The 22,376-nt window shown below is 62.4% G+C and carries 20 protein-coding genes; 15 read left to right on the top strand and 5 right to left on the bottom strand.

The window, feature by feature from the left end:
• The first annotated feature begins 9 nt into the window (after positions 1 to 9).
• The 9 genes from trpA to LY622_RS16600 all read left to right on the top strand — a co-directional run bounded on the left by trpA (position 10) and on the right by LY622_RS16600 (position 8,801).
• Entirely contained in the window at positions 10 to 825 is an 816-nt protein-coding gene (gene trpA / locus LY622_RS16640; RefSeq protein WP_234291911.1) for a tryptophan synthase subunit alpha, read from the top strand.
• A 66-nt stretch (positions 826 to 891) separates the two neighbouring features.
• The gene (gene accD, locus LY622_RS16635) at positions 892 to 1,923 is read left to right on the top strand and encodes an acetyl-CoA carboxylase, carboxyltransferase subunit beta (protein WP_234291910.1); all 1,032 of its coding nucleotides are present in this window, start codon (positions 892 to 894) and stop codon (positions 1,921 to 1,923) included.
• 73 nt (positions 1,924 to 1,996) lie between these two features.
• On the top strand, positions 1,997 to 3,211 hold the full coding sequence (folC, locus tag LY622_RS16630; RefSeq protein WP_234292048.1) for a bifunctional tetrahydrofolate synthase/dihydrofolate synthase: 1,215 nt from the start codon (positions 1,997 to 1,999) through the stop codon (positions 3,209 to 3,211).
• A gap of 29 nt (positions 3,212 to 3,240) precedes the next feature.
• Positions 3,241 to 3,930, top strand: coding sequence for an SPOR domain-containing protein (locus LY622_RS16625; protein ID WP_234291909.1), 690 nt, complete (start codon positions 3,241 to 3,243; stop codon positions 3,928 to 3,930).
• A 16-nt stretch (positions 3,931 to 3,946) separates the two neighbouring features.
• Positions 3,947 to 4,519, top strand: a complete 573-nt coding sequence (locus tag LY622_RS16620) for a CvpA family protein (RefSeq protein ID WP_234291908.1) — start codon at positions 3,947 to 3,949, stop codon at positions 4,517 to 4,519.
• A gap of 133 nt (positions 4,520 to 4,652) precedes the next feature.
• Positions 4,653 to 6,176: an amidophosphoribosyltransferase gene (gene purF, locus LY622_RS16615; protein ID WP_234291907.1), complete on the top strand. Its 1,524-nt coding sequence runs from the start codon at positions 4,653 to 4,655 to the stop codon at positions 6,174 to 6,176.
• A 48-nt stretch (positions 6,177 to 6,224) separates the two neighbouring features.
• Positions 6,225 to 7,421 (top strand): O-succinylhomoserine sulfhydrylase, encoded by a 1,197-nt coding sequence (locus tag LY622_RS16610; RefSeq protein ID WP_234291906.1) that lies wholly within the window; start codon positions 6,225 to 6,227, stop codon positions 7,419 to 7,421.
• 185 nt (positions 7,422 to 7,606) lie between these two features.
• Positions 7,607 to 8,161: a cytochrome b gene (locus tag LY622_RS16605; protein ID WP_234291905.1), complete on the top strand. Its 555-nt coding sequence runs from the start codon at positions 7,607 to 7,609 to the stop codon at positions 8,159 to 8,161.
• Between the two features lie 43 nt (positions 8,162 to 8,204).
• A complete protein-coding gene (locus LY622_RS16600) occupies positions 8,205 to 8,801 on the top strand; it encodes a YceI family protein (protein ID WP_234291904.1) in 597 nt (198 codons plus the stop codon).
• Between the two features lie 114 nt (positions 8,802 to 8,915).
• Here the strand turns inward: LY622_RS16600 and LY622_RS16595 are convergent, their stop codons facing one another.
• Positions 8,916 to 9,710 (bottom strand): 2OG-Fe dioxygenase family protein, encoded by a 795-nt coding sequence (locus tag LY622_RS16595; protein WP_234291903.1) that lies wholly within the window; start codon positions 9,708 to 9,710, stop codon positions 8,916 to 8,918.
• A gap of 292 nt (positions 9,711 to 10,002) precedes the next feature.
• Here LY622_RS16595 and LY622_RS16590 point away from each other — a divergent pair, with 292 nt between their 5' ends.
• The 4 genes from LY622_RS16590 (at position 10,003) to LY622_RS16575 (ending at position 15,066) form a co-directional block, all read left to right on the top strand.
• The gene (locus LY622_RS16590; protein WP_234291902.1) at positions 10,003 to 11,835 is read left to right on the top strand and encodes a putative bifunctional diguanylate cyclase/phosphodiesterase; all 1,833 of its coding nucleotides are present in this window, start codon (positions 10,003 to 10,005) and stop codon (positions 11,833 to 11,835) included.
• Between the two features lie 106 nt (positions 11,836 to 11,941).
• Entirely contained in the window at positions 11,942 to 13,252 is a 1,311-nt protein-coding gene (locus tag LY622_RS16585) for an MATE family efflux transporter (RefSeq protein WP_234292047.1), read from the top strand.
• Between the two features lie 266 nt (positions 13,253 to 13,518).
• Positions 13,519 to 13,986 (top strand): Spy/CpxP family protein refolding chaperone, encoded by a 468-nt coding sequence (locus LY622_RS16580; protein WP_234291901.1) that lies wholly within the window; start codon positions 13,519 to 13,521, stop codon positions 13,984 to 13,986.
• 417 nt (positions 13,987 to 14,403) lie between these two features.
• Positions 14,404 to 15,066 carry a hypothetical protein gene (locus LY622_RS16575; RefSeq protein WP_234291900.1) on the top strand — a complete coding sequence of 221 codons (663 nt, stop codon included), beginning with the start codon at positions 14,404 to 14,406 and terminating at the stop codon, positions 15,064 to 15,066.
• Positions 15,067 to 15,145: 79 nt separating this feature from the next.
• Here the strand turns inward: LY622_RS16575 and LY622_RS16570 are convergent, their stop codons facing one another.
• Positions 15,146 to 16,666, bottom strand: coding sequence for an NCS2 family permease (locus LY622_RS16570; protein WP_234281115.1), 1,521 nt, complete (start codon positions 16,664 to 16,666; stop codon positions 15,146 to 15,148).
• 321 nt (positions 16,667 to 16,987) lie between these two features.
• Here LY622_RS16570 and LY622_RS16565 point away from each other — a divergent pair, with 321 nt between their 5' ends.
• Positions 16,988 to 17,752, top strand: coding sequence for a Crp/Fnr family transcriptional regulator (locus tag LY622_RS16565; RefSeq protein WP_234291899.1), 765 nt, complete (start codon positions 16,988 to 16,990; stop codon positions 17,750 to 17,752).
• Between the two features lie 119 nt (positions 17,753 to 17,871).
• On the opposite strand, the gene LY622_RS16560 is transcribed toward LY622_RS16565, so the two are convergent.
• Complete coding sequence (locus tag LY622_RS16560) at positions 17,872 to 19,059, bottom strand: amino acid aminotransferase (RefSeq protein ID WP_234291898.1); 1,188 nt, start codon at positions 19,057 to 19,059, stop codon at positions 17,872 to 17,874.
• Between the two features lie 220 nt (positions 19,060 to 19,279).
• On the opposite strand from LY622_RS16560, the gene LY622_RS16555 reads away from it, so the two are divergent.
• A complete protein-coding gene (locus LY622_RS16555; protein WP_234291897.1) occupies positions 19,280 to 19,894 on the top strand; it encodes a hypothetical protein in 615 nt (204 codons plus the stop codon).
• Positions 19,895 to 19,902: 8 nt separating this feature from the next.
• Here LY622_RS16555 and LY622_RS16550 read toward each other — a convergent pair whose 3' ends face one another.
• On the bottom strand, positions 19,903 to 20,811 hold the full coding sequence (locus LY622_RS16550) for a GGDEF domain-containing protein (RefSeq protein ID WP_234291896.1): 909 nt from the start codon (positions 20,809 to 20,811) through the stop codon (positions 19,903 to 19,905).
• A 259-nt stretch (positions 20,812 to 21,070) separates the two neighbouring features.
• Positions 21,071 to 22,222 (bottom strand): cyclopropane fatty acyl phospholipid synthase, encoded by a 1,152-nt coding sequence (gene cfa, locus LY622_RS16545; RefSeq protein WP_234291895.1) that lies wholly within the window; start codon positions 22,220 to 22,222, stop codon positions 21,071 to 21,073.
• Between the last annotated feature and the right edge of the window lie 154 nt (positions 22,223 to 22,376).

Below are 22,376 nucleotides of genomic sequence, written 5' to 3'. Positions count from 1 at the left end.
GGGGCTCAAATGAACCGTATCGACCAACGCTTCGCCGCGCTCAAGGCCGATGGCCGTCGGGCGCTGATTCCCTTCATCACCGCCGGTGACCCGGCCCCGGAGTATACCGTCGGGTTCATGCATGCGCTGGTGGAGGCGGGCGCCGACATCATCGAGCTGGGGGTGCCGTTTTCCGACCCCATGGCCGATGGTCCGGTGATCCAGAAGGCCTGCGAGCGCGCCCTCAAGCACGGCGTGCGCCTGACCCACCTGTTCGAGATGGTGCGTGAGTTCCGCCAGACCGACGCCGACACGCCGGTGGTCCTGATGGGCTACCTGAATCCGGTCGAACGGATCGGACTGGACGCCTTCGCCGACCAGGCAGCCGCTGCGGGTGTCGACGGTGTACTCACCGTCGACATGCCCCCCGAGGAAGCCGATGTGTTGGGCCCTATCCTCAAGGCGCGCGGGCTCGCCTCGATCTTTCTCGTTGCCCCTACCACTTCCCATGAACGGGCCGCTACAATATGCGGCCATGGCGAAGGCTACCTCTACTATGTGGCCCTCAAGGGTGTGACCGGTGCCGCTACGCTCAATGCAGAGGATGTGGCCGCCCATCTGGCCCCGCTGCGTGAACTGACCGACCTTCCGCTCTGTGTGGGCTTCGGTATTCGCGACGGTGCCTCGGCCGCCGAGGTCGGCAAGGTGGCCGACGGCGTGATCGTCGGCAGCGCGCTGGTCAGCCGCATCGCCGCCAATGCCGAGAACCCGGGCGTCATTGCCGGTGAGCTCAAGGCGGTACTGAGTGACATGCGCACGGCGCTGGATGCCCTGAGCGGACGCTGATGTCGCCAACCAATTCGATACACCACGCCCGGCCCTGCCGGGCGCGACAGCATACGGAAGCCTTTCATGAGCTGGCTTGACAAGATCGTACCTTCCATGGGGCGTATACAGCGCAAGGACCGGCGGGCCAGTGTGCCCGATGGCCTGTGGCGCAAGTGCCCCAAATGCGAAGCGGTGCTCTACCTGCCTGAACTGGAGAAGCATCACAACGTCTGCCCCAAGTGTAATCATCACCTGAGGCTGACCGCGCGCAAGCGCATCGACTGGTTTCTCGACAAGGAGGGGCGCGAGGAGATATCGGCGGATCTCGAGCCCACGGATCGCCTCAAGTTCCGTGACTCCAAGAAGTACAAGGATCGCCTCAGCGCCGCCCAGAAGGAGACCGGCGAAAAGGACGCGCTGGTCGCCATGCGTGGCAGTCTCGACGGTCTGCCGGTGGTCGTGGTGGCCTTCGAGTTCACCTTCATGGGTGGCTCCATGGGCGCCGTGGTGGGGGAGAAGTTCGTACGTGCGGCGACCCTGGCACGGGAGGAGCGCATCCCGCTGATCTGCTTCTCTGCCTCGGGCGGTGCGCGCATGCAGGAAGCGCTGTTCTCTCTCATGCAGATGGCCAAGACCTCGGCGGCGCTGGAACGGCTGCGTGAGGCGGGCGTGCCCTATGTCTCGGTGCTCACGGATCCGGTCTTCGGCGGTGTCTCTGCCTCGCTGGCCATGCTTGGCGACCTCAATGTGGCCGAGCCCAATGCCCTGATCGGTTTCGCCGGTCCGCGGGTCATCGAGCAGACCGTGCGCGAGAAACTGCCCGAGGGCTTCCAGCGCAGCGAATTTCTGCTCGAGCACGGCACCGTGGACATGATCGTATCGCGAGGCGATATGCGAACTCGGCTGGGCGGGGTGCTGCGCAAGCTGACCCACCAGCCAGCCAGCGGCCTCGACGCAGAGATGCTGGCCGAACCGGATCTGGTCGATATGGCCGAACAGGTGGAGGAAGTGGAGGTCGAACAGCCCCTCGCTTCCGAGCCGGCCGACTTCGAGGAGGCGTCTGCGGAGCCCGGCGAGCCCGACAGCGAAGCCGACCGCTCCGAGTCGCCGCGTTGATCCGGCCGTGACGCGACCCGCGACATCCCTGCGCCTCGATGCCTGGCTGGCACGGCTTGAGGCAGCACATCCCATGGGTATCGACCTCGGGCTCGACAGGGTGGCCGAGGTCGGCCGTCGTATGGGATTGCTCGATACCACCCTGGCTCGTCGTGTCATCACCGTGGCGGGGACCAACGGCAAGGGCTCCACGGTGGCCATGCTCGAGGCACTGGCCCGTGCGCATGGCCTCTCCACTGCCAGCTACACGTCGCCACACCTGCTCCGCTACAACGAGCGTCTGCGCCTGGATGGGGTGGAGGCCAGCGACGACATGCTGATTGCCGGGTTCGAGGCGGTCGAGGCGGCACGCCTTGACGGTGACCCTGTCAGCCTGAGCTACTTCGAAGTCGGCACCCTGGGAGCCCTATGGGCCATCGTCGGCTGCCAGCCGGACCTGGCGATCCTGGAGGTCGGCCTGGGCGGGCGCCTGGATGCGGTGAATATCATCGATGCCGACGTGGCGGTGATTACCACCATCGCCCGGGACCACTCCGCTTATCTGGGCGACGACCTCGAGGGCATCGGCCGTGAGAAGGCGGGGATCTTTCGCGCCGGCAGGCCAGCGGTCCTGGGCAGTCGGGAGCTGCCCGGCAGCGTTCGCGGGACGGCTGCCGCGCGTGGTACCCCGGTCGTGGCTATTGGCGAAGACTTTCAGTGGCATGAGACCGGGCCATCCCACTGGTGCTGGCAGGGTTGCGGACTCCCCGCTGATAACGTCTCTCTCGATGACTTGCCTGACCCCGGCCTGCCGCTGGACAATGCAGCAACGGCCCTTCAGGCCCTGACCCTGGCCGATGTGGCACTGGATGCTGTCGCCTGCCGGCTGGCGCTGGCCGACGTCAAGCTGCCGGGGCGGATGCAGTGGCTGGGGCAGTGGTGCCTGGACGTCGGACACAACCCACATGCTGCGGCCTACCTGGCGGAGCGACTGAAGGCCATGCCCTGTACTGGCCGAACCTGGATACTGCTGGGCATGTTGGGTGACAAGGATGCCGATGGCGTGATCGGCGCCCTGGCGACAGTGGCGGATGCCTGGGTGACAGTGACGCTGGAGGGGGAGCGAGCCCGCACCGCAGCGGAACTGGCCGGGCACGTGCACGCAAGCGGCGCGCCGGTGGCCTTTCAGGCGGCATCGCCGGAGGCGGGCGCCGAGTGGCTGAGCGGGCGGCTCGCGCCTGAAGACCGAGTACTGGTCTGCGGCTCCTTCTATACCGTGGGCGCCATTCTGGCATGGATGCAGGTGTAGGTGCGGCTTAGCCTGGGCAGGAGATCAAGATGAAGTACGGAATGCGTGAGCGAGTCAGCGGGGCCATAATTCTGATTGCCCTGGCGGTGATCTTCGTGCCGATGCTGTTCGACGACCCGGCGCCTCGCGACGAGCGACCGCAGCCGGTCATGAGCATCGAGCAGCCGGTACCGGTCGAACGGCGCGATGTGCCCGACCCGCAGCCGCCGAGCAGCCTGGGTGAGATACGCGGCCCCGAGTCGGCGGGCGAGGTCGGCTCGCTGCCTGAGCCCGTCGATATCGAGCCTGTCGCCGAATCCGACGTCGAGGCGGCGGAAGAGACGGCTATTGTCGAGGTGCCGCCAGCAGAAGTGGCCCCGCCGGACCCCGCGCAACAGGCCGACGAGCCGCCGGCCGAAGACCCCATCGCCGACCTGGCCCGTGCGGCATCCGAGCGGATGGAAAGCCAACAGGACGATGCTGCGCCGAGCGCCACGCCCACCACCCCTGCAGGTGAGTGGGCGGTACAGGTGGGCAGCTTCGGTGAGCCGGGCAACGCCGAGCGGCTCCAGGCCCAGCTGGAGGAGCAGGGCTTCTCTGTCTATAGCCGTCGCCGGGACAACAACATGACCACGGTGTATGTGGGGCCCTACGATTCATCCGAGTCCGGCGAGCGCGCCATGGCTGAGCTGAAAGAGCAGGCCAACCTTCAGGGGCTGCTGGTGCGGGTGAGGGAGTGACGCAGAGAGTGTGCCCATGTTACTGACCTGGATCGACTGGATATTTCTCGGCGTACTGGCGGTGTCGACCCTGGCCGGGTTCATGCGCGGTCTGATCCGTGAAGGCCTCGGGCTCGCCGCCTGGATCATCGCCTTGCTGGCGGCACGACTGCTGGCCGAGCCGGTGGCCGATCTGCTGTCGGGTTTCATCGACAATCCCGATGGTCGTCTGGTGCTGGCCTTCGTGTTGGTGATCCTCGGGGTGATCCTGCTCTGTGGCATCGTCATCCGCATGGTACATGCGGCAGTGGAGTGGGTGGGCATGGGGTTCTTCAACCGCGTGGCCGGCGCCTGTTTCGGCGTGGCGCGTGGCGCGGCGATACTGATCATCGCCACCATCCTGATCACGCTGACGCCATTGGCCCAGCTTCAGGCCTGGCAGGAAGCCGAGCTGAGACCCGCCTTCGAGCAGCTGCGTGACTGGGCGGTCAGCCAGCTCGAGGCCTGGGAGGATCGGGTGCCCGAGACGCCCGAATCCTGGCGAAACCTGTCGTTTCCGGAAGGCCGCGAAGCCACGGAACCCGAGGTGCCCGAAGAGCGCACGCTCTGAAGGCGCGCTCTGAAGCACCTGTTTAACATCGGCTTTGACCCGCCGATTCTCGATGTTTGACCCTGACGCAGCGTACGACAAGCGAACGATAAGCCGGCCCAGGCCGGCCCCCATGGCAGCGAGGTAAGGTGGAATGTGCGGTATCGTGGGCCTTCTGGCCAAGCAGACCGTCAACCAGGCGATCTATGACGCCCTGACAGTGCTACAGCATCGCGGGCAGGATGCCGCCGGCATGATGACATGGAGCGAAGGCCGCTTCCTGCTCCGCAAGAGCAATGGTCTGGTACGCGATGTCTTCCACACTCGCCACATGGCGCGACTGAAGGGCAACGTGGGTATCGGTCACGTGCGCTACCCCACGGCCGGGTCGTCCAGCGAGGCGGAGTCCCAGCCCTTCTACGTCAACTCCCCCTACGGTATTTCCCTGGCGCACAACGGCAACCTGACCAACTCGGATCAGCTCAAGCAGGAGCTGTTTTCCTCCGATCTGCGCCACATCAATACCAGCTCCGACTCCGAGGTACTGCTCAATGTCTTCGCCCATGAGCTGGGCAAGCAGGGGCCGCACCTGGAGCCGGGCGATATCTTCGATGCCGTGCGTCGTGTCTATCGGCGCTGCCGGGGTGGCTATGCGGCCGTGGCGATCATCAACGGCTTCGGCCTGGTGGCGTTCCGTGACCCCAACGGCATTCGACCGGTGGTGTTCGGTACCCGCGACGAGGGCAGCGGCCAGGAGGTGATGATCGCCTCGGAGTCGGTGGCACTCGACGTGGGTGGCTTCGAACTGCATCGCGACCTGGCGCCCGGCGAGGCGATCTTCGTCGACATGGAGGGCAATATCCACACGCAGTCCTGCGCCGACCGGCCCAGCCTCTCGCCCTGCATCTTCGAACACGTCTACCTGGCCCGCCCGGACTCCATTCTCGACGGGGCCTATGTCTACGGCACCCGCATGCAGATGGGCCGCAAGCTTGGCGACCGCATTCGCAGCGAATGGCCGGAACACGACATCGACGTGGTCATCCCGATTCCCGACACGTCGCGCACCTCGGCCCTCGAGCTGGCCCAGCACCTGGGTGTGACCTACCGTGAAGGCTTCATGAAGAACCGCTATATCGGCCGGACCTTCATCATGCCGGGGCAGACCCAGCGCAAGAAGTCGGTGCGCCAGAAGCTCAATGCCATCGATATCGAGTTCAAGGGCAAGAACGTCCTGCTGGTGGATGACTCCATCGTGCGCGGCACCACCTGCAAGCAGATCATCCAGATGGCTCGGGAGGCCGGCGCCAACAAGGTGTACTTCGCCTCGGCGGCACCGCCGGTGCGCTATCCTAACGTCTACGGGATCGACATGCCGGCCGCCACGGAGCTGATTGCCCATGGGCGCAGCGAAGCGGAGGTGGGTGAGCTGATCGGTGCCGACAGGATCTTCTATCAGGACCTGGACGATCTCAAGGCGGCCTGTCGTGAAGTGAATCCGGAACTGACCAGCTTCGATTGTTCGGTCTTCGACGGCCGCTACATCACCGGCGATATCGATGCCGGCTACCTGTCGGCGCTGGAGGCATCGCGCAACGACGCGGCCAAGCAGCAGCAGAGCACGGGCGGTCATGCGCTGGTGGGAATGCACAACCAGGACGACGACATCGACGATTGATCGCTGTCACTGCCATCGACCACTCTGGCCAACAATTAAGGACCGAGCATGCAAGACGACCCGACACCGGAAGCGGCCTGGGCGCTGGAGACCCAGGCGATTCGCGCCGGTCACCAGCGCACCTTCGAGCAGGAGCACAGCGAGCCGATCTTCCCCACGTCGAGCTTCGTCTATGGCAGCGCGGCGGAAGCCGCGCGGAAGTTTGGCGGTGAGGAGGCCGGCAACGTCTACTCGCGTTTCACCAATCCCACGGTGCATACCTTCGAGCGGCGCCTGGCGGTGATGGAGGGGGGCGAGCGCTGCGTGGCCACCAGTTCCGGCATGTCGGCCATTCTGGCCACGGTCATGGCGCTGCTGTCGGCGGGGGACGAGATCGTCGCCTCACGCTCGCTGTTCGGTTCGACGGTCAGCCTGTTCGACAAGTATTTCGGCAAGCTTGGCATCACCACACGCTATGTGGAGTTGTCGGACCTCGCGGCCTGGGAAGCGGCCATCACGCCGAATACCCGGCTGCTGTTCGCCGAGACGCCCTCCAATCCGCTTTCGGAGGTCGTCGACATCGCGGCGCTGGCTGAGATTGCCCATCGTCATGATGCGCTGCTGGCCATCGACAACTGCTTCCTGACGCCCGCTCTACAGCGGCCGCTGGCGCTGGGGGCCGATCTGGTCATCCACTCGGCCACCAAGTACCTGGATGGCCAGGGCAGGGCGGTAGGGGGGGCGGTGGTCGGGCGCAACCAGGAGCTGGAGGAGGTCTTCGGTGTGGTACGCACCTGTGGCCCCTGCCTGAGCCCCTTCAACGCCTGGATCTTTACCAAGGGGCTCGAAACGTTGAGCCTGCGCATGCGTGCCCATTGCGGCAATGCCCTGGCGCTGGCCCAGTGGCTGGAGAGCCATCCGGCAGTCGAGCGGGTCCACTATAGTGGCCTGGAACACCACCCCCAGCATGCGCTGGCATCACGTCAACAGCAGGGCTTCGGCGCGGTGCTCGGCTTCGAGGTGAAGGGCGGGCGTGACGTCGCCTGGTCGGTCATCGATGCCACGCGAATGCTCTCCATTACCGGCAACCTGGGTGACGTCAAGACCACCATCACCCATCCGGCCACCACGACCCATGGTCGCCTCTCCGATGACCAGAAGGCCGCTGCCGGCATCACAGAGGGCTTGATTCGGGTGGCGGTGGGGCTGGAATCCCTCGACGACATCCGTATCGACCTGGCGCGGGGGCTCGACGCCCTGGCTTGAGGGGTTGGATGCTCGAGGTGGTAATGCGAGGACGTTGCCAAGGGCTTGGGCATCTGCTGTTGCCGGCCGTTTTACCAATCGCGTCATTTTTTTGAACGTTGTATTCGGCTTTTTTCAGCAGATGCTCATACTGCGCTGCGGTAAGCTTCGCCTCGTTGTAGTCCATTCATTCCGCGAGGGCCGATATGTGGCGTAATACCCGCTCAGGCTGGGGCCTGGTCAGCATATTTCTGCACTGGCTCAGTGCCCTGGTCATCGTCGGGCTCTTCGTTCTTGGCTGGTGGATGACGGACCTGGGCTACTTCGACGCCTGGTATAACCTCGCCCCCTGGTGGCACCGCTCCATTGGCATGCTCCTGCTGTTCGCCACGCTGCTGAGACTGTGCTGGCGCTTCATTCAGCCGACGCCTGCCGCTCAAGGCAGCCGGCTTGAGCGTATCGCCGCGCACCTGGGCCATACTGCTCTCTATGTACTGATGCTGCTGGTCATGGTCAGTGGCTACCTGATCTCCACCGCGAGAGGGCGTGGGATCAGTGTCTTTGACTGGTTCGAAGTGCCGGCATTGATCAGCCACCTGCCTAACCAGGCCAGTATCGCGGGTGAGGTCCATTGGTACAGTGCACTGGCCTTGATGCTGCTGGCCGCTGGCCATGCCCTGGCGGCACTCAAGCACCACTACCTCGATCGCCACGATACCCTGACCCGTATGTTGAATCCGGCGCGTTCGCGGCGCCGGTGACCGATGCGCCACTGGCGTACCATCACAAGGAGAACCACCTGATATGCTGACCAACACGTTCAAGAAAACTGCGCTTGTCACCGCCCTGGGCGCCGCTTCCTTCGTCGGCTTCAGCCAGGCTCAGGCCGACGACTACGTGATCGACACCGAAGGCCAGCACGCCTTCGTCCAGTTCAAGATCAACCACCTCGGTTACTCCTACATTCTGGGCAACTTCGAGGAGTTCGAAGGGCAGTTCCACTATGACCCGGAGAACCTCGAGGCCTCGAGTGTCGAAATGGAAGTCCAGGTCAACAGCCTGAACAGCAACCATGCCGAGCGCGACCGTCACTTCCTGAGCGATGACTTCCTGAGTGCCGGCGACTACCCGACGGCCACGTTCGTCTCCACCGGCTTCGAGCCGACAGGCGATAACGAGGGAGTGATCACCGGCGACTTTACCCTCAAGGGGGAGACCCGCGAGATCGAGATGCCGGTCACCCTGGTCGGTGAAGGTGAGGACCCCTGGGGCAGCTACCGCGCCGGCTTCGAGGGCAGCACCATGTTGACGCTGGCCGATTTCGGCATCGACATGAGTGATTTCCCGGAAATGATGGAAGAGCTCGAGCTCTACGTCACCTTCGAGGGCGTGCGTCAGTAATTCCGATCTGGCCCAGGCACGAATGCAACATCCCCGGGGCTCCTTACCCGGGGATGTTGCGTTGTGGTGGGTTATTCACGCGGGCGGTATCTGCCTACCGCCCGACTTGGGACTTCAGCGGGTCTCGTTGAGCACCGCGTCGGGGAAGTGACGACGCAGAATGCGGTTCTGAAAGTCGTCCACGAAGCGACTGTTGATGATGATGATGAAGCGCTCGAAGGGGATGGCGGGGTTTTCCTGGGTGATGCCATCCACGCTATGGTAGAGCCGGTCATCGCGGAGGTGAAGGATGTCCCCGGGCGCGAGGGTAGCATCCGCTAGCGGCTGGGTGCCGGCCTTGTCGGCATAGAGGTGGTTGTCTGCACCACTTACGTTCTCCCGCTTGAGCACCAGGATGCTGAGGGCCTTGCAGCCGTCGGCGTGGATGCCCTGCCCCTGCAGGGGGTCGACCAGCCCCTCCCCGCGCACCCCTGTGATCTGCATCAGGATCGGCTCATGGGCGGCCAGGTTCCATAGCCTGGCCCAGGCCCTTACAAAGGCCTTGACGTCGGGACGAGCCAGGAAGTCGGACGTCAAGGGGTCGTAGTAGCGTAGGCGATCAGCCATGCTCTCGGCGTCGTTGAAGGCACCGCCTTGTGCCATTGGGCAGTGCCCCATGTCCCTGACATCGCCCCTCTCATCAAGGGCCAACCAGGACATGCGTTTCCAGCGGCAATTGACGTAAGGGTCCCGCGGAAGGTCGTCGGCGAAGGTTTGCCAGGCCTCCAGGTCCAGGCGTGAGCGCACATCGGTCAATGCCCAGTCGCGCTGTGCCAGAGAGGTGGTTGTCGATGCCGGCCAGTAGTCGGCCAGGGGGTCGAGGGGCATGCTGGTGAGATCGAAGCCATGCTTGAGGGTCTCGAGTTTCATGAGAGCTATCTCCTGTCAAGAGGGCGGAATTGCCCATGCGTTGTCGAACAAAAAGTCCGACCCACAGGAGAAAAATGAAAATAAATGCAATGAAATGTCAAAGAAATGTACTTATTATTTACAAATATGGTGATGGATCTCGTTCCGCAGTATGGAATAGGTGAGACCACTTCTACCGAGGATGTAGGAGATGAGCGACAGGGAAGTGTAGGATATAAAAACAGGCGCCAGCATGATCAGGCCACTTGGCCATTCAAGGGAACTGGCCCGTTCTCTGACGATGAGGTTATAAATGTTCGGCCACGACTCCCGTCTCAGACAGTGGCTGGGGCACTGGCTGCCGAAAAGGCCGGTGACTCAGCTCGATTCGCCTGCCGTCGCTCAGGAAGGCCAGGGTGACGTGGAGCGGGTTCGGAGCCAATATCTGGAGAGCGAGCAACGCTTCAGGGCGTTGCTGGAGAGCTTACCGAAGGTGGCAGTGCAAGGTTACGATCGCGACCGCCGCGTCATCTACTGGAACGAGGCCAGCACTCGCCTTTACGGCTATTCGCCGGCTGAGGCACAGGGGCAACTGCTCGAGGACCTGATCATTCCCGACGCCATGCGTGAGGGAGTCATCGGAGCTCATCAATTGTGGATACACGAAGGTATCGAAATTCCCGCCGCTGAACTGGAGCTCAGGCACCAGAGTGGTGAGGTGGTGCCCGTCTTCTCCCACCATGTGATGCTCAACGAGCACACCGATGAGCCACTCATGTTCTGCGTTGATGTGGACCTTTCCGACCAGAAGCGAGCCCATCGTGATCTGGAGTTTGCCACGCGCTTCGATCGCCTCACTCACTTGCCCAATCGCGAGACTTTTGAGGCGGATCTCGATGAGGCACTCGATGGCTGTCGCCGTCGCGGCCTTGGTTTGGCACTGTTTTACCTTGATATCGATCGCTTCGTCGATATCAACGATACCCTGGGTTATGAGCAGGGAGATAGCCTGCTGATTGAGCTGGCGCGCCGACTGAGTGGGCAGCTTCGTGCCACGGACCTGATGTCGCGGGTCTCAAGCGACGAGTTCGTGCTGGCGTTTCCTGCTGTGCACCGGGAAGACGATGTGATGCGTGTCCTGCACAAGGTGCAGGAGGTCTTCCGGCAACCCTTCAGCCTGGCAGGGCTCCAGCGCCGCGTCACCGCAAGCCTGGGAGTCTGCCTATTTCCTGACAACGGCTCTGGCGCGCGCGAACTGATCCGTAATGCCGATGTGGCCAAGAACCAGGCCAAGCTGGAAGGGCGGGGTGGGCTGCAATACTTCCATCAGCACCTGCACGACGATCTGATGCGGCAGCACCGCCTGGCCGAGAGCCTCGAGCGTGCCCTGGACAACGATGAACTCTTCCTTCACTACCAGCCCCAGGTGTCGGCAGCCAGTGGCCGGATCGAGAACCTGGAGGCCCTGCTGCGGTGGGAGCCACTCCCCGGGCAGCCGGTATCGCCTCAGGAATTCATCCCCGTTGCCGAGCGTTCCGGGCTCATCCACCGGTTGGGCGATTGGGTCATGGAGGAGGCTTGCCGACAGCGGGCGCAATGGCGGGATGCCGGCTTGAAGCTGGAGCGCATCGATATCAACTTCTCCGGGCGGCAGATGGGGCGGCACGACGTCTTCGAGCGACTTGAGGCCCACCTTCGTCGCTATCGACTCGGGCCGAGGGAGATTGGCATCGAACTCACCGAGAACGTGTTGATCGAAGCCGATACGCGCATCCTCGAGGGGTTGTCCTCACTCCACCATCGCGGCTTTCGCATTGCCATCGATGACTTCGGTACCGGTTACTCTTCGCTGAGCTATCTCAAGCAGTTCCCGGTGACATCACTGAAGATCGACCGCTCTTTCATTCGGGATGCGCCCGGGCAGCCCAAGGATCGTGCCATCATGGAGGCGGCTGTCTTCATTGGCCACCGGCTCGGGCTTGAGGTCGTCGCCGAAGGGGTCGAGACCGATGAGCAGCTTGCCTTGGTCCGCGATATCCACTGCGATCTGGTGCAGGGTTTCTACTTTTACCGTCCCATGTCCGCCGACGCCATCGAGAGACTGCTCGTTGGGGAGGTGCCGAGTCCCGGCAGTCTGTCGCACTGAGCACGGCCAGCGTAGAATACGGCATTTGCTCTAGCACAGGAGCATTGTGACGAAAACTGCAGTTTCCCCCTCCCTGGGCTTGACCCTGTGGCGCCAGACCTGGCCCATGGCCATCGGCGTGCTGGCGCTGCTTGGCTTCCAACTGGTGGACAGTGCCTTTATCGCTCGGCTGGGTACCGCGCCTCTGGCGGCCCAGTCCTTCACCTTTCCGCTATCGTTCCTGGTCATCGGTGTCCAGGTCGGGTTGGGCATCGCGATTGCCGCAATGATCTCCCGTACGCTTGGGGCGGGGGAGCAGGAGCGCGCCCGGCGACTGGGCTCGCTGGTGCTGTTGGCAGGTACCGCCCTTATTGCGTTGCTGGCGCTGCTGCTCTGGTGGGTGCAGGAGCCGGTGTTCGCCCTTCTGGGAGCCGATACCGCGACACGTGGGTTGATACGTGCCTACTGGGCACCACAGCTGCTGGCTGCCTGGTTGGGTGCCGTGCTCTACTTTGGCTACAGCCTGTTTCGCGCCCATGGCGATACACGGTTACCCGGCAAGCTGATGGTCATCACCAGCCTGGTCAACCTGGTGCTCGATCCCCTGTTGATTTTCGGTATCGGGCCCTGGGAAGGGCTGGGCCTGCCAGGCGCCGCCTGGGCAACGACGCTGGCATTCGCCTGTGGCCTGCTGGTATTAGGGCGTCGCCTGTGGCAGACCGACTGGCTGTCGTATCTTGGGTTGGGGGGAGAGCTGGTTCGTTCTGCGCGACCCTTTGCCGGCATTGCTGGCCCCGCCATGGTCAGCCAGTTGATGCCGCCCCTGGCGGCCATGCTGGCGATCTCGGTGGTGGCGGGCCTCGGCGAAGCCGCAGTGGCGGCCTGGGGTTTGGCCAGCCGATTGGAGACGGTCTCCCTGATGGTCGTGCTGGCCATGACCATGTCCCTGCCTCCCTGGCTGGGGCGCTGCTACGGTGCGGGTGACTGGGACCAGGTGCATCGGCTCATGAAGCTCGCACTCAAGGTCGTTGTTCTCTGGCAGCTGGGACTCGGGGCGGTAATGGTGCTGGCGGCACCCTGGGTAGCGCTGGCGCTCTCCGGCAACCCGGAGGTACGCGATGATCTGGCTACCTTGATTCGCTTTCTGTTGCCAAGCTATGCACTGCTCGGCGTCTGCATGCTGGTGGTTTCCGCGGGCAATGCCCTGGGCTGGCCTCTGCGTGCCATGCTGCTCTCCTGTGCGAGACTCTTTCTCTTCTACCTGCCCTGCCTATGGCTGGGGGCGCAGCTGGGGAGCCTGACCGGATTGGCGCTGGGCGCAGCGGCCGGCAACCTGCTGGCAGGATTGGCTGCGTGGCACATGCTCCGGCGGATTCTTGACCGTCCCCAGCGGCGCTCACGTTGCCGGGAAGGTCTCGGGCCACATCGGCCGATCTAGGAGCCTGTCGGACTTAACGCTGATCTACTGCGAGATCCGGTCTTTCGGCCAATTTCATTCGATCTGATTCGTTAAATAGCGGGCTATTCGCCTCATCAGATCGATAAACTTGTCTCGAAATCCAAATCTCTCGCGACGATCGGTCAAATCCGACAGGCTCCTAGGGGGTGAAGTGCAACGGGCCGAACTAGTTGAGTTTTTCCGTGTCAGGGTAGGGTGCGTGGCCATTCAGCCACAGACCTGTCCATGACGAATCGGAGTAATAAATGAAAGTAGTCAAGCTTGTAGCAACGGCCCTTGTGACACTGGGAATGGCATCACCGGCCATGGCTCAGCAGTCCATGCAGGCTCCGCCGCAGCAAGGTGACCAGGTTGATCAGCTCAACGAACTGCTGGACCTGGACGACGGTCAGCAGCAGGAGATTCGGGGACTTCTCGACGACGCCCAGCAGCGCCTGCAGCCCATGGAGCAGGAGGCTCAGGCCCTGCAGACTGCACTGGGCGACCATATCGATCCCAATTTCGATGAATCAGCGATTCGTCAGGATGCAACAAGGCTGGGTGAACTGACCGGCGAACTCGCCGCCGAGACCACCCTGCTGCAGGCCAGGGTGGAAGCCGTCTTCACCGAAGAGCAGCGTACTCAGCTCGAAGAGGTGATGGCGCAGCAGCAGCAACAGATGAATCAGTTGCAGGAGCAGATGCAGCAGCAGCAGGCTCCGCCCGCTCAGTAACAACGCCTGGCCGATGGGCGCAGCTCGCCGATTGGTCTTCAATGGGCCCCGCCGGATGACCGGCAGGGCCCTTTTAGTTCCGGGGCCCCTCATTGGCGGTGACTTTCATCAGTAGCGAACGATATTGTCGCGTAACGCAGACGCCAAGGCCTTCTGTCGTGGCGGCCATGTCCGGCTCGTTTCCCATTTAGTGTCCTCATATCGCGACGGATATCGCTGCATATCCTCCGTGATGGCAGCATAAGAAAACGCTGTTCTTTAATATCTACCTGATTCGACGAGAATTGTTTCTCTTCTGGCACGGTGCTCGCTTGGTAAGAGCAGGAGCGAGACTCGTCACGACGAGCGGCTCAAGGAGGAGCCATCCCACAGGATGATGGATACAGCCCCAGGGAACGCGGGGCACAAGGAGGCGTTATGAAACTCAAGACACTAGCTGCCAGCATGGCACTCATTTTCTCCGGTCTGGCCGGCACGGCTGCCCAGGCGACCAGCCTTGAAGACGACGTTCAAGGCGGCAACTTTTCCGCCATGCCCATCACGGGAGCGGCCAGCGAGCTGTTGTTGGCTGAAGCCAGCGCCAGTGCCAGTGGTGATGCGGCTGCCGGCGCTGGTGTCGATGGCGGCACCGACGGAGACGCCGAGGGCACTGATACCGATGGCGGCATCGACGGAGACGCCGACGGCACTGATACCGGTGGCGGCATCGACGGAGACGCAGATGGCACTGATACCGAGACGGGTGTCGATGCTGAAGCCAGCACCGATACCGAGGCGGGTGTAGAAGCCGAAGCCGAAGCCGAAGCCGAAGCCTACACCGACATGGAGTCAGAGCAGGATGTCGAGGCAGAGGCCGATGTGTATACCGAGGATGAAAAGACCCGTGCACCCGGGCTGGATCGTGCCATTGATCGTGCCGCCGAACCCGCGCAGGATCGCCTCGAATCGAACCGCGATCGCATAAGAGGTGAGATCGAGGAGAGCGAGCCGCAAGCCGAGGAGTACCTTGAGGGTGGCGCCGAGGCCGAGGCTGAGGTAGATGCCGAAGTCGATGCGGATGCCGATACCGAGGTCCAGTAGGAGAGACCTTCCGCGAAGTATTCGTACCCATGAAAGGAGGCCCTCTCGGGTGACCGGGAGGGCCTCGGTAATCAGATGATCAGTCGGTTGATGGAGGCGAGGTCGGTACCGGCTGCGGGGCAGCCAGACGCTCCTGCTGCCAGGCGAAGTAGAGGAAGAGGACGCCCATCCCCAGATAGCCCAGGGTGAAGTCGGAGGCGGCGTTGAAGGCCAGCTCCGGTGCGTGCATCAGGCCCACGAAGGAGAACCCCGCCGCGATGGCGGCAAACACGGCCGCACGGCGGAACTGGTGGTCGATCACCGATACGGTCATTGCACCGATGAAGATGGCCATGAACATGGCGCCCTGGCCCATGGCGACGATGCCTCCCGAAATATCGGCAACCACATCGCCGGCACCGCGATTGAAACGCGTCATGACGTAGTTGGCGAAGTAGGGCAGCATGGCCAGCGCGACGGCAGGGTAGTAGCGCGTATCGTTGCTCTGAAAGGCGGTGGCGATCATCGACATGCCGACGAATACCAGGATCGGCGCCACCACCGACACGGGGATGATGGCGGCCAAGGCCGCGATCAGGCCGAACATGGTGGCAATGGCATAGACGGCACCGTTGAGAATGCTGTAGCCACGGCCCGCCCCCATCCACTTGGCGCCCACTGTGGCGATGTAGACCGTGGTGGGGAAGACACCACCGAACAGTGCGCCGATCATGGTGCCGGCGCCGTCCACTGCCTGGCATTCACGGACGTCGTACTTGTCGCCGGCGGCTTCCATGGCCTCGACGTTGTTCATGGTTTCGATCGCGTTGTAGAGCGTGATCGGCAATACCACCGTCAGCACCGCCAGCATGCCGGTGAACAGCAGTCCCAAGCCTTCGAGCCAGGCCAGGTTGGGCAGCAGCGGATAGAAGCCCAGATGGGTGAAGGCATCGCTGAACCGCTCACCACCGGCATCGCCGATCAGGTAGGCCATGGCGGTACCTATCACGATGGCAAACAGTGACGTCGGAATGCGGAATGGCATCGATACCCTGGCGACCAGGCCTACGATGATGATGGCCAGCACCAGCAGGCCGATGATCGGCATCTCCAGCGTCTTGAACAGCATCTCACCGGCGATGAAGGTGAGTGCGACACCGGCCACCGCCCCGAGCATGGCGGCGCGAGGCAGGTGGTACTGCACCCAGCGACCCACCAGGCTGACCATCGCTTCGATGGCGCCGCTGATGAAACAGGCAGCTACCGCCACCTTCCAGGCCAGCTCGGCGTCCCCGGTCAACTGCTTGGCTGGCAGCAGCACGCCGAAGAGGAAGACGAACATCACCGGGGTCGAGATACCGTAGGAGAGTGCTGTCACATCGGCGCGATTCTCCTTGCGCGCCAAACGGGCCGCCGTCCATGCGTAGTAGAAGTTGCCCACCATGACCGCCACTGCAGCACCCGGGAGCACTTGGCCGAAGACGATCGATGAGGGAAAGCCCATGCCCAGCATGGTGATGGCGATGATGACGAAGTTGGCAATATTGTTCTGGAACAGGGCGAAGAAGGCATCGGTGTCTTCCTTCTTGTACCACGGATAATGCACAGGGGTTGCTGCCATGGTGCGCCTCTTCTGTTATGGGGTTGTATACAAGGCAGGGAGCAGTCTGACGCCAATCTGACTGATTGGTCAACCCCGCTTTAGGCGTAGGCGCAACGCAGAGCCAACGCTGGTTGAAAGAAGGGCGACCTGTCGTGACTCGGGGTATGATAGATGTTACAGAAGCTGCGGTTTACTAAAGAGAAAGTGCATTCATGGTGTGCTGAACCCTCTGTGTGCTCTGGCTGCCGAATGGCTCAGACGGTTCGGTCCCATGAATCAAGGCTCCTTGGGCTTGCAGTTGCCGTCTGCCCATTGTTTTGAAACGAGGGGAGAGTGAAGGTGGAGCACTTGGATAGCTGTATCGTTCGTCATTTCCGCTACTACTACGATCTATCCCGGAACGACGAGGAGCTGTTGCTCGAGCTCGAAAGGCGCCCGACCAAGGTCAAAGCGGGCACCCAGCTCTGGGAGGAGCGGGATAGCGCCAATGAATTCTGTACCCTGAGTCGTGGCTGGGCCTACTCCTATCGCATCATGGAAAACGGCTCCCGTCAGATCCTCGAGCTGTACATGCCAGGTGATATCATCGGTCTTCGGGAATTCGCTTTCTCTCAGCGGCTGGCCGGCGTGAAGATGGCCGAGGATGGTGTGGTCTGCTATTTCCCTCACCAGCATGTCCTTGACCTGTTCCGCCAATCGGTGATACTGACCACCATCATGTTCGCCATTTCCAGCCGCCAACAGGTCTTGATCACGGAGCGCCTGGTCAACCTGGCTCGGCGCAATGCCAAGCAGAAACTGGCGCATTTCCTGCTCGAGACCTACCAGCGCCTGAAGCATACGCATGCCGACGGCCACGACAGCTTTCGTCTACCTCTGTCCCAGGAGCTGCTGGCGGACCTGCTTGGCCTGAGCCCGGTGCATGTCAGCCGTACCCTGACCGCCCTCAGCGATGAAGGGCTGGTTTTTCGTGAGCGACACGTCGTGACGATTCCGGATCTGAAGGCGTTGAAGGAGATGGCCGATTTCGATGACCGCTACCTCATCGACAATATGCGGCCGCTTTTCCACAGTCACAATAGCCAGGGCCGCGGCGGTCACTGAGGTCGAGGCGCGTGGCTCCGCGCTCGAGGCGAGTCGTGGGTGAGGCTGGGCAGTTTTCGGACAAAGCCTAGTCGCGCACCGGGCTCTCATCCCGAATGCGCGACTGACAGGGTGGGGTCTCAGTTGACCGCGGCGATTGCCTTGGCCAGGTAGGGAAGGTTCTCGTGGGAGAAGCCTGCCACATTGGCGCGGCCCGAGCGCACCATGTAGATGCCGAACTCGTCCCGCAGGCGGTCCACCTGCTCCGGGGTCAGGCCGGTATAGGAGAACATGCCTCGCTGTTCCGCCACACAGGCATACTTCTGATCGAGGCCGTAGGGCTTGAGGGCTTCGACGAAGTCACGACGCAGCGTATTGATACGATCGCGCATTTCGGTCAGCTCTTCGCGCCACAGGGCGGTCAGCTCAGCGGAGTGGAGGATTTCGCTGACGATGGCACCGCCATGGGCCGGGGGATTGGAGTAGTTCTCCCGGGCCACGATGGCTACCTGGGAACGCACGTTCTCCATCTGCTCGGCGTTCTTCGCCACCATGATCAGGCAGCCGGTGCGCTCGCAGTAGATACCGAAGTTCTTTGAGCAGGAGCTGGTGATGATCACCTCATCGAGATTCTCGGCCATCAGGCGAACGCCATAGGCATCCTCGTCGAGACCCTCACCGAAGCCCTGGTAGGCGAAGTCGATCAACGGCAGCAGGCTGCGCTCGCGGACGACCTCCAGGACCTGCTGCCACTGTTCGCGGGAGAGATCAAAGCCGGTGGGGTTGTGGCAGCAGGCATGCAGCAGCACCACATCGCCTTCGGGAATCGTCTTCAGGGCTCCGAGCATGCCGTCGAAGTCCAGGCGGTTGTCGGCATCCACGTAGGGATACTTGTGCAGCGTCAGGCCCGCGGCGGGGAAGATGCCCAGGTGATTCGGCCAGGTCGGGTCGCTGACCCAGATATCCTTGCCGGGCAGCTGGTGGGCAATGAAGTCCGCCGCCAGGCGCAGGGCACCGGTGCCACCCGGCGACTGAGTCGCGCTGGCACGCTTTGCCTCCAGTACCGGGGAACCTTCTCCCAGCACCATGGGCAGCACCACTTCACCATAGCTCGGAGCACCGTGGGAGCCAATGTAGGTCTTGGTTGTCTCGTTCTTGAGCAGCAGGGCCTCGGCTTCCTTCACGGCGCGCATCACCGGTGTGTTGCCCTGAGCGTCCTTGTAGACGCCAACGCCGAGATCGACCTTCTGGGGGTTGGTGTCCTTCTTGAAGGCCTCGATCAAGCCGAGGATGGCATCCCCGGGCACCCGCTCAATATGTTCGAACATTTAATTCGCTACCTCGTCGGTTCTGGCGGCAAGTATGAAGTCGTAGCGGTGAAGGTACAGACCCGCTCAAGCTGCATGATGCCATTGCGCTCGAGGATCTGCCACTCGGGAACCTCCGGTTTGAACAACAGGATCTCTGCCTTACTGACGGTCGGGGCGTTGCGGCGGCAGGCTATGCTTGAAAGGCACGATTGAAGGGTATGCCTGAAGGGAGGGCGCTATGTCTCGTCGCGTTCGCCAGTTGCCACTCTGGCTCAAATGGCTCTTTACTGCCTGGATTCTGTTCTGGGCGCCGGCCTATGCCATCATGCTGGGGGCGCAGAACTACTTCTGGCTATGCAATCTTGCCAGCTTTCTCATCCTGATAGGGCTATGGACGGAGAACCGGCTGCTGCTCTCCATGCAGTGGCTCGCCGTGCTGCTGGTCGGGCTATTCTGGGCTCTGGACGTCGGAGTGGCGTGGCTGGCCGGTTTCCATCCAATCGGCGGTACCGAGTATATGTTCGACCCGGATCACCCGCCACTGGCGCGCGTGCTGTCGCTCTATCATCTGGTGCTGCCTTTCGTGGCGGGCTTTGCCATTCTGCGGCTCGGCTATGAAAGCCGCGCCTTGATCTGGCAGACGCTGCTCACCTGGCTGGTGATTCCACTGACCTACCTGTTCACCGAGGCCGAGCGAAACATCAATTGGGTGCATGGCCCCTTCGGGATGCAGCAGGAGACCCTCTCCCCCCTCGTCTATCTGGCGGGACTGATGCTGGGCTGGCCACTGGTGCTGTATCTGCCGGTACATGGCCTGATGCGTTATCTCCAGTGGCGTGGCAAGGCACGGTGAGCTCGGCCTCAGCTCTCGACCCGATTGCGCCCTTGATGCTTGGCCGCATACAGGCTGCGGTCGGCGCGTTCGATGAGGACATCGCGGGGTTCGCCTGGCCGGTATTCGGCCAGGCCAATGCTGACGGTGATCTGTCCGGGTTCGATGCCGAAGGCGTGCTCGGCAATTCGCTGTCGCAGCCGCTCGGCAAGGGGGAGGCTGCGGACAAGGGGGGTGAGCGGCAGGATGACTGCGAACTCCTCGCCGCCGAGCCGGGCGATGGTGTCTTCTTCACGCAGCAGCTTGCGGCACAGCTTGGCAAGCTCGATCAGTACCTGATCCCCCTGGAGGTGCCCCCAGGTGTCATTGACGCGCTTGAAATGGTCGAGATCGATGAGCATCAGCGACAGGGGTGAGCCATGCCGGTTGCATCTGGAGGTCTCTTCGGCGAGTCGAACCATCAGCTTGCGGCGGTTGGCCAGGCCGGTGAGATCGTCGGTATCCGACAGACGCCGTAGGCGTGCTTCCTCCACCATCTGTTCGGTGATATCGATCATCAGGCCATGCCAGAGTACTCCCGTCTGGGCATCCTCCGGCTGTGCGCGTAGCGCAACCCAGCGGCATCGGCCATGGGGCAGGCGGATGCGGAACTTGGTCGCGATAGGCACGCGCCAGCGAGCCGAGCGTTCGATGGCGGCCATCAGCTTCGGATAGTCGTCGCCATCGAGTCGGTCGAGCATGTGCCGTGCATCCTGGCCCAGAGCATCACGGTCGATGCCTGGCAGGCCGGTACCGCTACCGGCCAGGTAGGGGAAATGCATGTGGCCATCCAGGCCGCGATGAAACTGGAAGATGACGCCGGGCAGCCGTTCGGTAAAGTCTCGAACGTTGCCAGGCATATCCAGCCCCCCACCCGTCATGGCGTTCTCTTCGGTCATGCGGGCGTCCTAGTAGTCCCTGCTGCGTGCAGGCCTGTCATTCTTATAGTGTCGGCTCAATGGGTGACAAAAGCCGAGGTGCTGGGAAGCACCGACATCAAGGGCCGAGCCGTTGGTGAACGGCTAATATACGTTGTAACTGAGCGTAAATCATCTGGCTCTTGCTGTAGGAAATTGCCGACAGTGATTGTAAGGGGGGTCCGGAGGGCTGGTAGAGAGCACCGTAAAGATGTTAGGACGGATCCTCTCGCAGTCTGGCTCAGCGCGGGGCGTCATAGCGACTGGCACGTTCGCGTGAGAAGACGATCTGCCAGAGCTGCATGTCCCTGCCACGGAAGGCGCCAGCGCATACCGAAAGATAATAGCGAAACATGCGGTGCGTGCGTTCGCTGTAGCGTTCGGCCAGCTCCGGCCAGTGGTGCTCCAGGTTCTTCAACCAGGCCATCAGGGTCGTGTCGTAGTCGGGCCCAAAGTTCTGCCAATCCTCCATCAGCAGCAGGTCTTCGCTGGCGTCTGCCACCTGCCGGGCAGAGGGCAGGACGCCATTGGGAAAGATATAGCGATCGATCCAGGGGTCGACGGTGATATGCGAATTGTTGGAGCCAATGGTATGGAGCAGGAAGAGTCCACCATCGGCCAGCACACGCTGGACGGTTTCGAAATAGGCACGATAGTTGCGATGTCCCACGTGTTCGAACATGCCAATGGAGACGATACGATCGAAGCATCCTTCGATATCGCGATAATCCTCGAGATGAATCTCCACAGGCAGGCCTGAGCAGCGCTGCTGGGCCAGGGCAGCCTGTTCCCGGGAAATGGTAACCCCGGTGACGGAGACGCCATGGCGTCGGGCTGCGTGCTCGGCAAAGCTCCCCCAGCCACAGCCAATATCGAGCACCCGCATGCCGGGCTGTAGCTCGAGCTTGCGGCAGGCAAGCTCCAGTTTGGCCAGCTGTGCCTCGTGCAGGGAGCCGGCTTCCTTCCAGTAGCCGCAGGAGTAGCACAGGGTGGGATCGAGCATGCGCTCGAAAAGGTCATTGCCCAGGTCGTAGTGGGCTTCTCCAACCATATAGGCGCGCGCCTTGCTCTGAAGGTTCATCAGCCCGGCCTGGAGTCGATATATCAGCCGGTCGGAGGGCGGGCGGGCACGCTCCCCGAGGCCATGCTGCAGCAGGCGGCGGGCCAGCTCATCGAGGCGGTCACACTCCCACCAACCTTCCATGTAGGATTCGCCCAGGCCCAGCGAGCCCTGGCGGAGAATTCTGGCGCAGAAGTCCGGGTTGTATATCTGCGGGTCCCAAGGGGCATTACCGTTCAGGGTGATGCCGGAGCCTTCCAGCAGTGATTCGAGGACTCGCCGAGCGCGGCTATCGGGCAGGGCGATTGGACTGATTCGATGGTCGCTGGTCATGGAATCCTCCCGGCCATCAGGCAAGAGCAAGGCGCTGGAACTGGCTATCGTCTTTTCCTCCTTTGGATTTCAGCATAGCCCAGGCGGCAGGGGAACGGTTAGTCCAAGGGGCTGATATACTCCCTGCATCCAACCAAGATGCCGACTGGAGCCC

Source organism: Halomonas alkalisoli (genome assembly GCF_021412585.1).
Taxonomy (GTDB): domain Bacteria; phylum Pseudomonadota; class Gammaproteobacteria; order Pseudomonadales; family Halomonadaceae; genus Halomonas; species Halomonas alkalisoli.
This window is presented reverse-complemented; position numbering and strand designations above follow the sequence as displayed.

Excerpts from the sequence above, each read along its gene's own strand:
- trpA (WP_234291911.1), top strand. The coding sequence starts at position 10 with ATGAACCGTATCGACCAACGCTTCGCCGCGCTCAAGGCCGATGGCCGT.
- accD (WP_234291910.1), top strand. The coding sequence starts at position 892 with ATGAGCTGGCTTGACAAGATCGTACCTTCCATGGGGCGTATACAGCGC.
- folC (WP_234292048.1), top strand. The coding sequence starts at position 1,997 with ATGGGTATCGACCTCGGGCTCGACAGGGTGGCCGAGGTCGGCCGTCGT.
- LY622_RS16625 (WP_234291909.1), top strand. The coding sequence starts at position 3,241 with ATGAAGTACGGAATGCGTGAGCGAGTCAGCGGGGCCATAATTCTGATT.
- LY622_RS16620 (WP_234291908.1), top strand. The coding sequence starts at position 3,947 with ATGTTACTGACCTGGATCGACTGGATATTTCTCGGCGTACTGGCGGTG.
- purF (WP_234291907.1), top strand. The coding sequence starts at position 4,653 with ATGTGCGGTATCGTGGGCCTTCTGGCCAAGCAGACCGTCAACCAGGCG.
- LY622_RS16610 (WP_234291906.1), top strand. The coding sequence starts at position 6,225 with ATGCAAGACGACCCGACACCGGAAGCGGCCTGGGCGCTGGAGACCCAG.
- LY622_RS16605 (WP_234291905.1), top strand. The coding sequence starts at position 7,607 with ATGTGGCGTAATACCCGCTCAGGCTGGGGCCTGGTCAGCATATTTCTG.
- LY622_RS16600 (WP_234291904.1), top strand. The coding sequence starts at position 8,205 with ATGCTGACCAACACGTTCAAGAAAACTGCGCTTGTCACCGCCCTGGGC.
- LY622_RS16595 (WP_234291903.1), bottom strand. The coding sequence starts at position 9,710 with ATGAAACTCGAGACCCTCAAGCATGGCTTCGATCTCACCAGCATGCCC.
- LY622_RS16590 (WP_234291902.1), top strand. The coding sequence starts at position 10,003 with ATGTTCGGCCACGACTCCCGTCTCAGACAGTGGCTGGGGCACTGGCTG.
- LY622_RS16585 (WP_234292047.1), top strand. The coding sequence starts at position 11,942 with ATGGCCATCGGCGTGCTGGCGCTGCTTGGCTTCCAACTGGTGGACAGT.
- LY622_RS16580 (WP_234291901.1), top strand. The coding sequence starts at position 13,519 with ATGAAAGTAGTCAAGCTTGTAGCAACGGCCCTTGTGACACTGGGAATG.
- LY622_RS16575 (WP_234291900.1), top strand. The coding sequence starts at position 14,404 with ATGAAACTCAAGACACTAGCTGCCAGCATGGCACTCATTTTCTCCGGT.
- LY622_RS16570 (WP_234281115.1), bottom strand. The coding sequence starts at position 16,666 with ATGGCAGCAACCCCTGTGCATTATCCGTGGTACAAGAAGGAAGACACC.
- LY622_RS16560 (WP_234291898.1), bottom strand. The coding sequence starts at position 19,059 with ATGTTCGAACATATTGAGCGGGTGCCCGGGGATGCCATCCTCGGCTTG.
- LY622_RS16555 (WP_234291897.1), top strand. The coding sequence starts at position 19,280 with ATGTCTCGTCGCGTTCGCCAGTTGCCACTCTGGCTCAAATGGCTCTTT.
- LY622_RS16550 (WP_234291896.1), bottom strand. The coding sequence starts at position 20,811 with ATGACCGAAGAGAACGCCATGACGGGTGGGGGGCTGGATATGCCTGGC.
- cfa (WP_234291895.1), bottom strand. The coding sequence starts at position 22,222 with ATGACCAGCGACCATCGAATCAGTCCAATCGCCCTGCCCGATAGCCGC.